Consider the following 16,002-nt stretch of genomic DNA (forward strand, 5'->3'; position numbering starts at 1 on the left):
CTGTCTGATACAGATGTCAAAAGCATAGCGATAGAAATAGGCAATCAGTTATCAGAGAATCAAACACCTACAGACAAAGCACCCGAGGAGGAAGAAGATTATGGCGAGGACACGTTCACTATCATCGATTAAGACTGAGATCTCAAAGGTAACAGCTGAACTTCAAAAGGCTCAGGAGAAGGTTGACGAGCTTACCCAAAGGCTGCTTGAACTCCAGGAACAGAAGCAGTCCATAGAGGCAAAACAGATCATGGATGCCTTCCGCAGGAGCGGTAAGAGTATGCAGGAGCTTATGACGTTTCTTGAGGTGTGAGGAGCGTCAGAATACTTTTAGTGTAACTTTTTTGCAAAGTTAGCATATAGGCCTTAAAGCCCTCGCCATCCAACTGTACAGTATCCATACCTACATGGATCAGCAGTTCGGCGCCGCTGTCGCTGGTAATTCCAATAGCGTGGAGGGTTGGAAATAAAGTAGAGACTGTGCCGTTGACCGGGGATACAACTTTCCCCTCTTTCGGCTCAATTCCCACGCCCTCACCCATAAGGCCGGAGGAAAAAGCCTCGTCTTTCAGTTCACTTAACGGAATAACTATCCCCTTCATAGGCGCTCCAAGCACCTCGCTCTTTTGATCCTCCCCAGATGTCCCCGCGGCTGGCACAGATGTTCCCACTGTTTCAACGGCTGTTGCCCCAGCTAAATGGTCTCTCCAGAAAATATAGGTCAGCAAAAATCCGATAACCATGGACACAACAATACATACAAAGGAATAGCACATAGACGTGGCGTCTCCGGTCTGCTGGTCAATAAAGCTTACAGTTCCAAAAATCCCAAGGCCGCCCACAATGTACTGGTGTCCGCCCATCATAGTAAATACACCGCCGCCGATAGCCGCCGCGATACAGGCAAAAATAAACGGCTTCTTTTCAGGAAGGGCGTAACCATAAATGCCAGGTTCTGTCACCCCGCAGAACCCGGAAATGATCATAGGCACCGCGAGAGATTTCCTCTTTTTGTCTTTCATCCGCAGGCACATGGCGATCAGCACCGCTGTCATGGCAAAAGTAGTGCCAAACTGTCCCACAAGGATGGTATCATATCCGAGATTTTCTATATTGACCATGGCCAGAGGCACGATCGCCCAGTGGAGACCAAAGATCACAAGGATCTGCCATGCAAAACCTACCAGAAGTCCGCTGATAATTGGCGAGAATGTATAAACCGCCGCGAATCCCTGACTTAGCAGTTCAGTGAGCAGTGAGATTACCGGCCCGATAATAAGCAGGCCAATAGGCAGGCTGATCAGCAGCACGAAAAAAGGGACAAAGAAGTTTTGAAACGCCTCCGGTATAATCTTTTTCGCGTATTTTTGGATCAGCGCCGCCAGAGCGACAATAATGACTACCGGGACAACGCTGCTTGTATAATTGGCAGGGACAAACGGAATGCCGAGAAATGTCGAATAAAAATCCCCAATGAGCGGAATAGAACCGATGGCATCTCCGGCCGCCGCCAGGGCATCCGCCTGGATGGCAGGGTAACACAGAGCGCCGCCGATGATCATGCCTACAATAACATTAACGTTAAATTTTTTCGCCGCAGTGTAGCCTAAGATAATCGGTAGAAAATAGAAAATCGCGTTGCCGATGGCGTTGAGAATGGCATATGTACCGCTGGCGTTATAGGATGTCCCCAGAATAAATACAAGGAGAGCGTTCAGGCCCCGGATAATACCTGACGCACACAGCGGGCCTAAAATGGGCTGGAAGCAGCCGCTGACAATATCAATAAGCTTATTAAAAACGCCCTTGGGAGCCTCCTCCTTGACCTCCTCTTTCGGACCATTTTCAATGCCACACACAGCGCAGACATTCTCATAGACAAAGGGCACATGATTTCCAATGACGACCTGGTACTGTCCGGCGCTGTGCATCACAGTGACCACGCCGTCCATATTTTTAAGAACGTCATCATGAGCTTTGCTCTCATCTTTCAGCCGGAATCTCAACCGTGTAATACAGTGGGTCACGCTGTTAATATTCTCATTGCCGCCCACATTTTTTACAATGTCTTCGGCCAGTTTCCTGTACTTTCCCATAGTATATCCTCCTTCTTCTTATAAGCTTTCCGCTTACTTTAAACACAGTATAGCCCTAAAACTGTCCTTAAAGAAGCCACGTATTAGTTGTGAAGTATATACCTATAGGTTTTATGCTGCCTGTTCATGTGCCCTTGGTTCCTGCTATCAAACCTCCTATAAGTTTATGTATAAAAACCGTCGATCACTTCAAAAAATTCATTAATATTAGACCCCTTTTTCCCCAATTTTTCCCAATCATAAACGGTAGAAACTTTTATTTCGTAATGCTTTCTGTTTATCGAAAAATGATTAACAACAAAACAATCTTCTTTTTTTAGCGATGACAGCATTCGGTTGTAAGAATTTCCATTGGTATTAAGAATATTATAAACATTTAAATCAGTCTTAAATTCATCTATACTTTTATACCCAAGTTCTTTCATAATATATTGAGTTACATTCTGTCCCCTATATTTAGGTGTATGCATACAGGCAATATACTCAAAATCAGGATAATCCAAAATCAAAAAATGCGGAACTCTTTCACTTTGATTTTGTAACATACAATATTCTAAAAGTTTCCGCAAATTTCTTTTTTCACTATCATCTGCTACTGCCCGGTCCCCATCAATAATTATAAATTTTGCCAGGCAGTTTGCAGTACCGTCTGTTTTTACCCGATCTAAAAAATTGCTATAACCCCCACCCTTCATATTCACTGGTTTTATAGCGATTGAAAGTTTTTTCTGCCGACGCATTTTATCAATATAATTATATTCTGTATCGCCTTCACAAAAAACCTTAAAATTCTTTTTTGTTACACGCAATTTTCTACTCAATAGCTGTACCTCCCAAAATCCCTTTCATATAAAATTCGTATATTTTTGTGGTTTCATATCTTATTTCTGGAAAATCTGCTAATGAATATAATTCTGATTCTAAAGTCTCGATATCTTTTGTAACAAAATAAATCTGTTCTTTCATATAGTTTTTTAAATCCAGATGTAAAACGTTATGTGTGGTAAAAATAAATTGTCCAAAATGATTTTTTCCATTTATGAAAGAAATAACCCGATCGGATAAAACAGGATTTAATACACGGTCCATCTCATCGGCAAACACAATCTTATTTTCATAGACCACTTTAAAAATCTGGACAGCCCATGCAAAAAATTCACGGACACCGCTTGAATCGTGAACCAGATCTCTGGAAAAAGTGCCGCCATCCTTTTTTTTACGGATCACCATAGTTTTTGAAAAGGGTTTTTCTTCATCCACCTTCAAATCTATAATACTATAATCAATCATTCTGAAAATATCCAAATACCTTGAATCATGTAATATTCTCAAATCATCAACTTCGTTTTTCATAGATTTATAGATATCATAATTTATAATATTTGTCTCCGGACACAAAACATTTTTTACCCAGTCTGTAAATGCAATCCCGTGTTCATTCCCTAACATCGCAAGTTTAGTCACTGTTAAGCCAAGAGCTTTTTCTTTATTGGCCGCATTTTCCAAAACTCTCTCAATTTCTTTTTCAAACCCCGGTATATCAAAAATATAGGCAACCTTAACTTCCGTATAACATTTTTGGTTTATACATTCGTCTTTATTTTTACATTCTATCTGACATTGATTCCTTGCTACAGAAAATATTTTTTTATATTTATTTTTTTCTAATTTTTTGAAATAAAGTTCTTCTTTTACGATTCCAACAAAATCCACCTCTAAGTGATAGAGATACATAATGTTTTCTTTGACAAAAATCTCAATTTCAAACGATTGTAATGTATTACTTTTTTTAGGACAAAAATCCTGGTTATTATTCGTATTTATAAAATTATTATAGGCTTTTGTTGATTCCGTTTTCAAAAAAAATGACTGAAAATAAGATAAACTTCTGATAAAGTTAGATTTTCCGCCTGCATTTTCTCCAACAACAACAGCAGTCTTTAACACATCAACTCCAACATTGGTTGTGATAAAATTATCAGGAAATCTTTTTTTAACTTTTGTTTTTGGCGCCACCATGGAAAATTCTACATTTTCCTTAAAAGACATAAAATTTTTAAATTTATAATTAAGTATCATGACACTCCTCCAAAAACTTTTTTTTGTTTTTCCTCATCGTTTTTATCATTATAATATACATATTTATATCAGTCAAATTTATTTTTTTGTATTAATAATTATATCCAATTTTTCCAAATAATATTAAAAGACCGACACAGAAAATGCCGGCCCAGAAAAATCAATATTCTTTTTCATCCATGACCCGTATACTCACTCTATAGGAGATCATCACACTGACCAGGGAGACAGCAATACCAAAAGCAACACGGAAAGGGAGAGATTGCAGAAAACCGCTGCCGGCCGGATAATTTTCCGAAAACTACTGTATGCCCTGGGCCAATTCCGGCCCAAAACAGATCATCGCGACAAGAGCTAACAGGGCAAACACCATAAAACTTTTACTTGTTTCACCGTATCCATACTTTAAACGGATTGGCAAAATGATCGCCATCATCACAAACACAAGATACACTATATTTTCTAAATAGTATTGCGATGCCGGCGCGGGAATATTTTGTGCAGAGCCCATGTGAACAAGATAAGCCAGGCCAACAGACAGCAACCACGCCGCACATAAACATAACCCGCTCAAAAAATATTTTTCCTTCACGTACGTTGTCCGCGTGACAGGTAAAGTTAATAAAAAGGGGGTTCCGTTATTTTCATCATCAATGGTCGCTGTATTTACAGCAAATAGCAAATAGCATAAAGCCATAAGAAAGCAGCTCAACCATAATATTTTCCCTTTCTGCCAAGAAAAGGAAACAGACACAGACAATACCCATAGCGGCAAAAAATAATTTCTGCCTTTTCATCAGCATAAAATCTTTGATCAATAACCCTCTCATCTTCCCAGCCCCTCCCGCGAACCTTAAAAACTTAAAAGTAACAGTTCATTTAAAGTAACACTTCAGCCCGCGCCTACGCTGGGCGCGCTTACGCGCTGACCCGCGGCTTACGCTGCTCCTTTGCTCATTTTCAGGCGCTCCGCTCATCAGAACTGGGGCGGCCAGATTCTTATGCAAGCATAAACCAGTCCGCCCAGCTCTGATGGCTAAACTGTTACACCTTAAAACTCTTTCTTTTCCACGATGCCCCTGCTGATCAAGGCAGAAATGACCATAGCCACTGCGCCGATGATAAGGACGGCTGCGGTAAAACCAGCCTTTTCCAAAGCAGAAACAAAATCAAAACTGTCTCCCAGCTTCACATTCAGAAGCTGAAGAACATATCCTCCTGCAAAAATGGCAGCGAAAAGGACGCCAAGGACGATCAGAAGAACAATACGGCCCTTTTCCGCGCCAAACTTTAACTGGAACGGAATCAAAAGGGACAGAAGAACCCAGTCGGCGGCAAGCAGCATCAGGCATTGAGGAAGCCATTGTGTCAGCAGCTCTGTCTGGGGATTTCTAAGTCCCCAGGCCACACTGGCAATCAGTGTTCCCACAGCCCAGGCAAGTATTCCGGTGAGCAGGCCAAAACCGTACTTTTCAAGGGCATACTGAGCCCGCGTAAAGGGCAGCGTAAATAAAAACGCGTTGCCGTTGTCAAATTCATCGTAGCTGATGGTGCTGATACAAAACAGGGAGCAGACATAGGTGATAAAACCCACGCAAAAACTTTCACCGCCCTCTCTTGCCGCAAAAACCACACACAGCAGAAACAGAACAATAAAATAGCCTTTCTGATTTTTCATCAGTTTGTAATCTTTAATCAATAAACCTTTCATACCTCATTCCCCCCGGATCATACACATAATCACGCCGTCAATGTCGGCATTTTCAACCACCATCCCAGGATAATTTTCCAGATAAAACTGTTTTTCACTGGTGAGACAGCAGTAACCGTAGCTTTCTTTCACTGTTTTCACCACATACTGTTTATCCATCCGGGCAAACTGTTCCTCGTCCATTTTCAAAATTCCATAACTTCCAAGAAGAACATCTGTATCCTCATGAAGAACAACTTTGCCTTTACAGATCATATACAGATCATCGCAAAGTCCTTCCAGGTCTGTGGCGATGTGGGAGCTGATCAAAATCGCGTTTTCCTCATTCATTTCCATGTAATCCCGCAAAAGCCCAAGGACATGATCTCTGGCCACCACATCCAGCCCCGCCGTAGGCTCATCCAGCACAAGAAGACCGGCATTGTGGGATATGGCGGATAACACTTTTAACTTGGCCTTCATCCCCGTAGAAAAATCTTTAATTTTTTTGTCCAAGGGAAGCTCAAAGTCCCGACACCGCTCCAAAAAATAAGATTTATCAAACTGACAGTACAAGCTGTTCATTACAGGAACAATATCCTTGATGGTCAGATAACCTGAAAAGCCAGAATCTGACAACACAACGCCCAGTCTCTCCCTGTCGCTGGCGGTAAGAGCCGAGACGTCCTTGCCAAAAAGTTTCACTGCCCCGCCGTCCGGCCGGATCAGGCCTAAAAGCGCCTTAAATGTGGTGCTTTTCCCGGCGCCGTTTGGCCCGATTAGTCCGGTGATCTGTCCCGGACACACATTCAAAGAACAATTAAGCTCAAAAGTTCCATACCTTTTCTTTAAATCTCTGATTTCAATCCTGTTATCCATTCTTACTCCTCCATGATAAGGTCAACTAATTCTCTGATCTCATCATCTGTTAATCCGCAGCTTCTGCCTTTTTGTATGGCCATTTCCAAATCGGCTTCAACTTCCCTGCGATATTCTTCTCGCATCAGTTCCTTATTGGCTGCCTTTACATAGGTTCCTTTACCGTGAACAGTCACGGTAAACCCTTCCTGCTCCAGATTGTCATAGGCTTTCTTCACAGTCAGGGCACTGATTTTAAGTTCCTTTGACAAAGTACGGACAGAGGGAAGAATATCATTTTCTTTGAGCGTCCCGTCAACAATCATTTTTTTGATCTGATCAATGATCTGCTCATAAATAGGCACCATGGATGCCCCGTTAATAATTATCTTCATTTTGATCTTCCTCTTTTATTTTCACCCGCAACTCCGGGCATCTCCTCTGTTCAATAAACAGTATATAACAGTATTAAACTGTTGTCAACTGTTATATACTGTTTATTTCAATCAGTTAAAAAAAGACCGGGGAAAAGGGATTTCCCCCTTTCCCCCAGTCTTTCATCCTTTGGCAAACTGTATGGGATCTGTATTTTCATCAATAAGTTCAAAACTGTATCCCGCTTCCTTCAACTGGCGGATGATCTCAGGGAGGGATTCAATAACAGTATCCTTTCCCGGAATATTATGCATTAATAAAATAGAACGTTTTGTATATGTACTTTCCTTGACGGCTCTTTTGATCAGGTCATCCCCCTTATATCCGTCGCAATCTCCGTCATAAGCATTCCAGTCATAATAAATCAGCCCTTCATCTTTCACCCGGCGGATCAGATCTGTCCGGATTGCCTCATTATATCCGGTGTTGCTGCCGCCGGGGAAGCGGAAAATCTTACTGGGTGTTCCGGTAGCTTTCTGTATAAGCTGATCCATCTTATTATAATCGGCCATAAAAGCGTCCACAGAGCTATAAATCTGCTTATAATCGTGGGAATAACTATGTACAGCTACTCTATGGCCCCGGTCACTGATATTCTTGATCTGCTCCACAAGGTCATCTTCACTCATAAACTGAGCGGTGACAAAAAAGGTGGCCTTCACCTGATATTTATCCAACACATCCAAAAGTTTCGGGGTTGTGGAGCAGGGACCGTCATCAAAAGTAAGATAAACAATCTTTTGGTTGTCTTTATTTCCATCCGGAGCAGAAGCGGAATCTGCCTTTTTATCTCCCTCTGGTTTAGAGGGTACCTGTAAAACTTCATTTGTCCCCGGGGAGAGCCGCTCCGGCACAGCTACAGTTTCAGATTCCGTCTCTGTCTCCTTCCTCGTATCGGTCTCCTTATCTGCCGTCCCGTTTTCCCTGCCATCCTGTTTTAACTGCTGACTCTCACTTTCCTGCCGGAGAGAAGATTCTTTGGTGCTGCAGCCGGAAAATATTCCTGCTGCCATTAATACAACAATAAATATAAAAATCAAGAATTTACCTGCTATTTTCCTGCGTTTATTTCCATGATTCTGTATATATCTCAATATTTCACACCTCCTGTATATTAACGGCCGGCGGGAATTGCCGCCCCCTTGGTCTTTTTATTAGAGGCATTATACAACAAGATTCTATCTTTTTTATATGCCAAAACCTTAAAAAGAACTGACAAAATTCCAACGCTTCCCCGTGTTTTGCCGTCATCCGGCATTTAGATATACATACTGGAAAAATAAGAGAAAAAAGGATATAATAACGCTAAAAATGTCCGCTTGTCTCGTTGCTCGCGGGAATAAAGGAGGAAAAACTTATGAAAAAAATAGCTGTTATCGGTTCGATAAATATGGATATGACGGTCCAGACACAACGCCATCCCAAAGTCGGTGAAACTGTTGCCGGGCACCATCTTTCCTACATTCCCGGCGGCAAAGGCGCCAATCAGGCTGTGGCGGCAGCCAGACTTGGCGGCGACGTGACTATGTTTGGCTGTGTGGGCGATGATATTTTCTCCGGACGCCTGATAGACAATCTTGCAAAAAACAATGTGGACACCCGACACATCCGTTCTGTGTCAAAAACATCCTGCGGCATTGCCATGATCACCGTCGCCCAAAAGGATAATACCATCATTGTCATCGCCGGCGCCAATCAATATGTAAGCCGGGAATATATTTCCCAGGAAAAAGAAAATATTTTACAGGCTGATATTATTCTCCTGCAAAATGAGATTCCTTTTGAAACTGTCGCTTACGCTGCGGATATGGCCTGGAAACATGGAAAGACAGTAATCTATAATCCGGCGCCTTTTCTGCCGGTACCCCAGAACTTTATGAACAAGATTACCTATGTCACGCCAAACGAGCATGAGGCGGCCCTTCTTTACGGGGAAGATCAATCCATTGAACAGATGTTAGAAAAAAGCAAAGGCAAAGCAATCATCACTCTGGGCGATCAGGGCGCCGCTGCCTGGATCAACGCAAGATCCGTCTTTATCCCGCCCCGTCCGGCAAATGTCACAGACACCACCGGAGCCGGAGATACTTTTAACGGAGCCCTCGCCTGCGGCCTCTCCCAGGGCCAGACTTTGGAGGAAGCCCTGCGCTTTGCCAATACGGCGGCCAGCCTGTCCACAGAAAAAATGGGAGCCCAGACCGGAATGCCGGACAGAGCCGCCGTTGCCCGTTGGATGCCTGCTCATGCACCAAAGATCTAGTATACTGGCTCCGGCGGGAACTAAACACGTGCCGCCGGCACGCAGCGCGTCCAGACGTATTGCGAAAAAAAAGCTGCCTCTTAAAGCACTTTAAACCATGCTTTAAAAGACAGCTTTTTACTTTATCTCTGATTATTGAGTTCTTAACTGGGCATTCAACTTTTTGCCGAGTTTTTTCATCACCTGATTTGCCGCGTTTTCAATTTCCTGAGAAGTGAGCGTCTTTTCACCGGAACCGATAGTCAGACGGATCGTCACAGACTTCTTTCCTTCGGGAATCTGTTTGCCTCTGTACTCATCAACAAAATCCGCGTTTTTCACAAGAGCGCTGGCTTTCTTTTGACCCATGATAGCGTCATAAATATCGTTCCATACAGCTTCTGAATCAAAGAGCATGGAAATATCATATTCCACTTCCGGATACTCGGCAAGGTGGGTAAATTTGTTGGTTCTTGATTTCAACGGCTGCAATCTGGAAGCATCCAGTTCAAAAAGCATGACGGAAAGATTTTTAATACCGCATTCCAGGGACACTTTCTTTGAGAGAAGGCCCATATCGCCAATCTTTTCATCGCCACGCCAGATATTTAACCACACCACATTGTCCGCCCACACAGGCTTCTCTTCTTTCTTAAATTCAAAACCTTCCATATGGGTGAAACGGGGCATATACTCTAGAACACCCTTGGCTTCTCTGAACAGCTCTGTAATATTTTTCACGCTGCTGGCAAAGGCACCGCCGATATGTCTGCGCTGTTCCGGAAGGGATTCCGCCGGGTCATATGGGGTGCTGTAATTTTTATCAAAAAATACAAGCGCTTCTTCAAAAATAGAGAAGTCGTTAAAATAACGCTCATTTTTCACTACCGCCTCGCACAAATTTGGCAGCAGGGAGCAGCGGATATAGCTTAAATCCGGCGCCGGAGGAGTGGACAGCTTTAACACGCCCTCGGTGGTCTGTAAAACGGCGTTGACAAAGATATCATTCATCCATGGATAGGTGTAAACTTCCTGCATACCACAGCGTCCGGCCAGATATTCTTTAATGTTGCGGATCAGATCCTGATCTTTCTGGTTAATGGCGTGGTCAAAAGACGTGGTAAATGCTGTGGGCTCAAAATTATCGTAGCCGTACATTCTCGCCACTTCTTCCATAACATCATCTTTGATGGAGATATCCCCGGTGGAACGCCATGCAGGTGCAATCACATGCATATTATCGCCGGCAATTTCAACTTCAAATCCGAGAAGCTCCAGCTTTTTGCGGATCACTTCATTAGGCAGAGTCTTTCCGATACGTTTCGCCAGCCAGGACAGGCTTACGTCAATTTCCGCTTTTTTCAGCGGTTTCACATAATTATCGCAAAATCCGGTGACTTTAAGTTCCGGGTAAAGCTCTTTAAAATATTTCATAGACAGGGCGAGGGCCTGATCACAACGCTCCGGATCCACAGCCTTTTCATACCTGGAGGAAGCCTCGGTGCGGGTATCATAGCGCAGCGCCGTTCTGCGGATACCGGTAGACTCAAAGTTGGCGACCTCAAGGATCACACGCTTTGTGTCCGGCAAAATGGAATCTTTTGCCCCGCCCATAACGCCGGCCAGGGCGACAGGGCCTTCCGAATCTGTGATCACAAGATCGTCGGGGCACAGTTCCAGTTCTTTTTCATTTAACAGCGTCAGCTTTTCCCCTGAAGCCGCATGTCTTACAACAATATGATCGGTAATATTGTCTGCGTCAAAGGCGTGGGTCGGGTTGCCTGTGGCAAGCATCACATAGTTTGTAATATCCACAAGGGCGTTGATGGGGCGCATACCTGCCTTCCAGATACGGTTCTGCATCATATATGGGGACGGTTTTACACCCACGCCGGACATTTCCACGCCGATATACCGTGTACAGCGGTCCGGATCGTTAATTTCCACTTTAAAATCCGAAGCCACATCTGTTTTATAAGGATCAATGGTCACTAAAGGCAGATCATATAAAGCGGCGATCTCCCGGGCAATACCATAGTGTCCCCACAGGTCGGGACGGTTGGTCATTGATTTATTGTCAATTTCAAGAATCACATCGTCCATGTCCAAAGCCTTAGCCAGAGGTGTTCCCGCAGGCACATCAAAAGCGGACAGGTCAAGAATTTCAGCCTCCTGACTTGAAGGGAACAACTCTCCCAGGCCAATCTCCTCGGAAGCGCAGATCATGCCGAAAGATTCAACCCCCCGCAGTTTGGAATTTTTAATGACAACCGGTTCGCCCTCGCCGTGCCAGCGGACAACGGCGCCGGGACAGGATACGGCCACTCTCATGCCTTCCTTCAGGTTAATGCCACCGCAGACAATGTCCTTGACCTCTCCACCGCCAATATCCACTTTGCACACTCTCAGCTTATCCGCGTTTGGATGAGCCTCAATTTTTTCGATCACCCCTACAACCATATTGTCAAAACGGCGGGCAAGGTATTCCACATCCTCCACCTCAACAGTTGACATGGTAAGGTCATAGGCCAGTTTTTTCAAATCAGTATCTTCAGGAATACTGACGTAATCTTTAATCCATGATAATGATAATTTCATTTCAAACTTCCTCCCCTTATCTGAACTGTTTCAGGAATCTGAGATCCGCGCTGTGGAACAGCCGCACATCGTCAACACCGTAGCGCATCATAACCAGACGGTCCAGGCCAATATTTACATAAAAGCCGGTATATTCATCCGGATCCAGTCCTGCAGCCCGCAGTACATTGGGGTGGGGTGAACCGCCGGGCATAACCTCGATCCAGCCTACATGCTTGCAAACACTGCATCCTTTGCCGCCGCATACCTGGCATTCCATATCAATCTCAAAGCCCGGCTCAACAAAGGGGAAGAAACCGGAACGCATTCTTACAGCCACATCGGTTCCGAAAACCTTGCTTAAAATACTTTTGATCATAACAATACCGGAAGTAAAGGTAATGTCTTTGTCAACGATCAGCGCCTCATACTGGAAAAAGGCTCGCTCATGGTGAGCGTCGGTTGTCTCATTGCGGTATACGCGGCCTGGATATACAAAACGGTAGGGCGGCTTGTGTGTCTGCATATAGCGGACACTCTCGCCAGTGAGATGGGGACGCAGACAGAGCTTTTCATTGGTACTGCCGCTGTCATGGCCTTCCAGCCAGTAAGTATCCATGCTCTCCCGGGCCGGATGGTTAGGCGGGAAATTCAGCTTATCAAAAGCGTACAGCTCACTGGTAATCTCGTTTCCGGAAAAAATTTCAAATCCCATGGAACGGAAAGTATCATTTAAATCGTAGCACATCTGTGTTATGGGATGAAGGGCTCCCTTTGACGGCATAATACCTGGAACAGAACAGTCAAAATCCGGGGATACCTGTGAAGCTTTAAGTTTCAGATCCATACGCTTTGCGTCAATCTGCTCTTTCACCTGATTTTTAGCCTGGTTCAGCAATTTTCCCATTTCCGGGCGAAGGGCCGGATCAACTGTGGGAAGTTCTTTCATCAGTAAGCTTAAAGAACCCTGCTTGCCGATATAAGCGTTTTTTACGCTCTGCAGTTCGCTCTCACTGGCTGCTGAGGCGATTTTTGCGTTTGCTTCCGATAAAATTTCAGCGATTTTATCCTTCATTGCGATTCTCCTTTTTTCATTTATTACCGCGGCAGTGCGATCCTGCGCGGAGCGTTTTTTATGTCGCAGGAAACGCCGTTTTCTGTGACACAAAAAAACACCGCCCTGCCAAAAAACAAGGGACGATGTTCATCGCGGTACCACCCTATTTCAGAGTATTTTATACTCTGCACTCATTTTACGTGCTTTACTGCCGCACTGGCATCCGGCTTAACGCGGCTCCCGCTTTTCGCCGGAAGGCTCCCATACTGAAACTTCCAGAAGGCTCGTGTGAAATGCTTTCAGCCGGTGACATCTCATCTCTGTCTCACTACATCTCCTGTACTCACATATGTTCATAGCCACAAATCGTTTTGATTCTAACACTTATCAGAATATTTGTCAATGACACCCGTGATAAAATCGCCGTTTTTCAGTCCCAAAAACACCTGACCGCCCTCAAAGCCGCGGCCGGGTCAGTAAGCCCCGCCCGCCAGCTTTTCAATATCCTCCGGAAAAGGCATCACTCTCAGCGCGCCCTTGCGGGTTGTGATCAAAGAGGCTCCGGCATTGGCAAAGATAAGCATCCGTTGAAGATCTTCCATATCCAATGCTTCCAGGCCGTGGCCGCAGATATAGTGAAGGACGCATCCGCAGAAGGTATCGCCGGCCCCGGTTGTATCCACCGTATTATCCTGAAGAAACGGGGCTGCCTGGACCATCATTCCCCGGTAATAAGCTCTGCTCCCCTCTTTTCCCATAGACACCAGGATCAGAGGAATGGAAAACCGCTCATTGATCCACGCCACACCCTCTGTATAATCCTCTTTTCCGGTCAGCCATTGGATCTCATTGTCAGAGATCTTCAGAATATGGCAGTGTTCCAGGCCATAGAGGACCTGCTTTCTGGCTTCATCCAGGCTGTCCCACAAAGGCGGGCGCAGATTCGGATCAAAAGAAAGAACGCATCCCGCGTCTTCGGCGATCCTGACAGCTTTTTTTGTAGCTCTGCGCACGCCTTCATGGGTCATAGACAGGGTGCCAAAATGGAAAATCCGGGAATTTTTCACAACATCTTCCGGAATCTCATCTTCCGTGAGCATCATATCCGCCCCAGGGCTTCGATAGAAGGAGAAATCCCGATCCCCGTCGGGAAAAGTATGAACCATAGCCAGAGTCGTATGGACATCTTTATCCATGCGAAGACAGGATGAATCAATACCCGCTTCTTCAATAGCTGATTTTAGCTGTTCCCCGAAAAAGTCCCGTCCAACTTTCCCAATGAACGCCGTACTGTGCCCCAGTTTTGCCAGCATGGCCAGGACATTGCAGGGCGCCCCTCCAGGGTTTGCCTCAAACAGAGGATTACCCTGGCCGCTGACGCCGTTTTCCGTAAAATCAATGAGAAGTTCACCAAGAGCTGTCACATCATATGTTTTCATAGATCATTTCCCTTTCTCAGATATTTTATATAAGGTCATATTTCACGACATCCATCGTCACCTTTCCATCAGCAAAAAAAGAAATCCCGTCCGCCAACGGATCTGTATACATAATTGCCGTCATGACCTGTTCCCCGTCATTAATAAAAACTTCCACGCTGAACCGGTCAAGGATCATTCTCAGTTTTAGTTCACCATTTTTACTGTTTACAAGGCTTCTGCGCTGATGAATGATCGCTCTGCGGGATCCGGAAAACTTTCTGTCCACCTTCAGCACAGACTCATGAGGGCGAAAACTTAAAGCGGTCTGATACTGGTCATTCTGGGCAAAACGCACAGCAAATTTCTGATACACAGAATCCGGGCTGCCTGATCTTATGGACAATTCCATATCAATTGTCCTTCCCTGTATTCCATCCAGAGTGATCACATCCGAAAAAGTGATATCATGATAAGCCACTTTATTGGCACGCATACTTTCCAGTTCTCTTACCGGCTGCTGGAACAGCCGGCCATCTCTGATCGAAAGTTCCCTGGGAATGCTCATCTGCCCCAGCCACTTCTCCTCCGGAGACCTCAGGCTGCAGGTATCCCAGTTCTGCATCCATCCGATCATTACTCTTCGACCATCAGGCGTAAGGGTTGTCTGGGAGGCATAAAAATCAATACCGTAATCAATAGCCTGGTTATGGTGTTCCGCAAACGTTCCGGTCTCCCCATCATAATCGCCGATAAGGCACAGCGTCCCATTACCGTTATGGTACTCAAAGCCTTCCGGCAGCATATCCTGAGGGCTGGTTAAGAGTACCCATTTCCCGTCCAGCAGAAAAAAGTCAGGGCACTCCCACATCAGTCCGAACCGGCCGCGGTTAGCGTCAAGGACGCTCTTAAATTTCCAGTCAAATCCGTCAGGGCTTGTAAACAGCAAAATCTGCCCGGTGCCATCGGCTGCCCGGTTGGCCACCACACAGCTATAGGTGCCATCCCCGTTACTCCATATTTTCGGGTCACGAAAATCATGGACACTGCTTCCCTCTGGAAGATCTGTTTTGTCCAGCACCGGGTTGGCCTCATACTTTTCATAATCCATGCCGTCGCCTACTGCCACGCACTGCGTCTGTATATCCCGGTATTCGCCGTCATCCTGCCGTTGCCGGACCACGCCGGTATACATGAGCAGATGTCTGCCATCCGGAAGCGCCACAGCACTCCCGGAAAAGCACCCGTCTCTGTCATAAGCCTCATCGGGAGCCATAGCCGCTGGAAGATACTCCCAGTGGAGAAGATCCTGACTCACCGCATGGCCCCAGTGCATAGGACCCCATTTTGACTCATAGGGATTATACTGATAAAAAAGATGATATTTCCCGTTATAAAAGGAAAACCCATTGGGATCATTCATCCAGCCTGTACGGGTGGATAAATGAAATTCCGGCCGTTCCTCTTTCCTGATCATTTTTTCGGAGGCTTCCTCATATCTTCTTGCTTCACGGAGTGTCTGGCTTGTCATATTTTATCGCTTCCTTTCACTG

At 45.0% G+C, this 16,002-nt stretch carries 14 protein-coding genes; 2 read left to right on the plus strand and 12 right to left on the minus strand.

The window, feature by feature from the left end; all coding sequences use genetic code 11:
• Positions 1 to 100: 100 nt before the first annotated feature.
• Positions 101 to 313, plus strand: coding sequence for a DUF4315 family protein (locus HNP82_RS10280; protein WP_183774122.1), 213 nt, complete (start codon positions 101 to 103; stop codon positions 311 to 313).
• On the opposite strand, the gene HNP82_RS10285 is transcribed toward HNP82_RS10280, so the two are convergent.
• The 8 genes from HNP82_RS10285 to HNP82_RS10320 form a co-directional block, all read right to left on the minus strand.
• Positions 291 to 2,096, minus strand: a complete 1,806-nt coding sequence (locus tag HNP82_RS10285) for a glucose PTS transporter subunit IIA (RefSeq protein WP_183774125.1) — start codon at positions 2,094 to 2,096, stop codon at positions 291 to 293. The genes HNP82_RS10280 and HNP82_RS10285 overlap by 23 nt on opposite strands.
• 164 nt (positions 2,097 to 2,260) lie before the next feature.
• Positions 2,261 to 2,917, minus strand: a complete 657-nt coding sequence (locus HNP82_RS10290) for a hypothetical protein (RefSeq protein WP_183774128.1) — start codon at positions 2,915 to 2,917, stop codon at positions 2,261 to 2,263.
• A complete protein-coding gene (locus HNP82_RS10295; RefSeq protein ID WP_183774131.1) occupies positions 2,910 to 4,175 on the minus strand; it encodes an AAA family ATPase in 1,266 nt (421 codons plus the stop codon). The genes HNP82_RS10290 and HNP82_RS10295 overlap by 8 nt, the downstream gene beginning before the upstream one ends.
• Positions 4,176 to 4,476: 301 nt before the next feature.
• A complete protein-coding gene (locus tag HNP82_RS10300; RefSeq protein ID WP_183774134.1) occupies positions 4,477 to 4,950 on the minus strand; it encodes an ABC-2 transporter permease in 474 nt (157 codons plus the stop codon).
• Positions 4,951 to 5,226: 276 nt separating this feature from the next.
• Complete coding sequence (locus tag HNP82_RS10305; protein WP_183774137.1) at positions 5,227 to 5,886, minus strand: ABC-2 transporter permease; 660 nt, start codon at positions 5,884 to 5,886, stop codon at positions 5,227 to 5,229.
• A 3-nt stretch (positions 5,887 to 5,889) separates the two neighbouring features.
• A complete protein-coding gene (locus HNP82_RS10310) occupies positions 5,890 to 6,744 on the minus strand; it encodes an ABC transporter ATP-binding protein (RefSeq protein WP_183774140.1) in 855 nt (284 codons plus the stop codon).
• Between the two features lie 2 nt (positions 6,745 to 6,746).
• Positions 6,747 to 7,118: a GntR family transcriptional regulator gene (locus HNP82_RS10315; protein ID WP_183774143.1), complete on the minus strand. Its 372-nt coding sequence runs from the start codon at positions 7,116 to 7,118 to the stop codon at positions 6,747 to 6,749.
• Between the two features lie 162 nt (positions 7,119 to 7,280).
• A complete protein-coding gene (locus HNP82_RS10320; RefSeq protein ID WP_183774146.1) occupies positions 7,281 to 8,198 on the minus strand; it encodes a polysaccharide deacetylase family protein in 918 nt (305 codons plus the stop codon).
• A gap of 317 nt (positions 8,199 to 8,515) precedes the next feature.
• Between HNP82_RS10320 and rbsK the strand changes: the two genes are divergently transcribed.
• Positions 8,516 to 9,418: a ribokinase gene (gene rbsK, locus HNP82_RS10325; RefSeq protein WP_183774149.1), complete on the plus strand. Its 903-nt coding sequence runs from the start codon at positions 8,516 to 8,518 to the stop codon at positions 9,416 to 9,418.
• Positions 9,419 to 9,550: 132 nt separating this feature from the next.
• Here rbsK and pheT read toward each other — a convergent pair whose 3' ends face one another.
• The 4 genes from pheT to HNP82_RS10345 form a co-directional block, all read right to left on the minus strand.
• A complete protein-coding gene (gene pheT, locus HNP82_RS10330) occupies positions 9,551 to 11,995 on the minus strand; it encodes a phenylalanine--tRNA ligase subunit beta (RefSeq protein WP_183774151.1) in 2,445 nt (814 codons plus the stop codon).
• A gap of 16 nt (positions 11,996 to 12,011) precedes the next feature.
• Positions 12,012 to 13,049, minus strand: coding sequence for a phenylalanine--tRNA ligase subunit alpha (gene pheS / locus HNP82_RS10335; RefSeq protein WP_183774153.1), 1,038 nt, complete (start codon positions 13,047 to 13,049; stop codon positions 12,012 to 12,014).
• 455 nt (positions 13,050 to 13,504) lie between these two features.
• The gene (locus HNP82_RS10340) at positions 13,505 to 14,470 is read right to left on the minus strand and encodes a carbohydrate kinase family protein (RefSeq protein WP_183774156.1); all 966 of its coding nucleotides are present in this window, start codon (positions 14,468 to 14,470) and stop codon (positions 13,505 to 13,507) included.
• A gap of 25 nt (positions 14,471 to 14,495) precedes the next feature.
• Positions 14,496 to 15,980 (minus strand): glycoside hydrolase family 32 protein, encoded by a 1,485-nt coding sequence (locus HNP82_RS10345; protein WP_183774159.1) that lies wholly within the window; start codon positions 15,978 to 15,980, stop codon positions 14,496 to 14,498.
• Positions 15,981 to 16,002: the final 22 nt, after the last annotated feature.

The sequence above is a fragment of the Catenibacillus scindens genome (assembly GCF_014202115.1).
GTDB lineage: Bacteria > Bacillota > Clostridia > Lachnospirales > Lachnospiraceae > Catenibacillus > Catenibacillus scindens.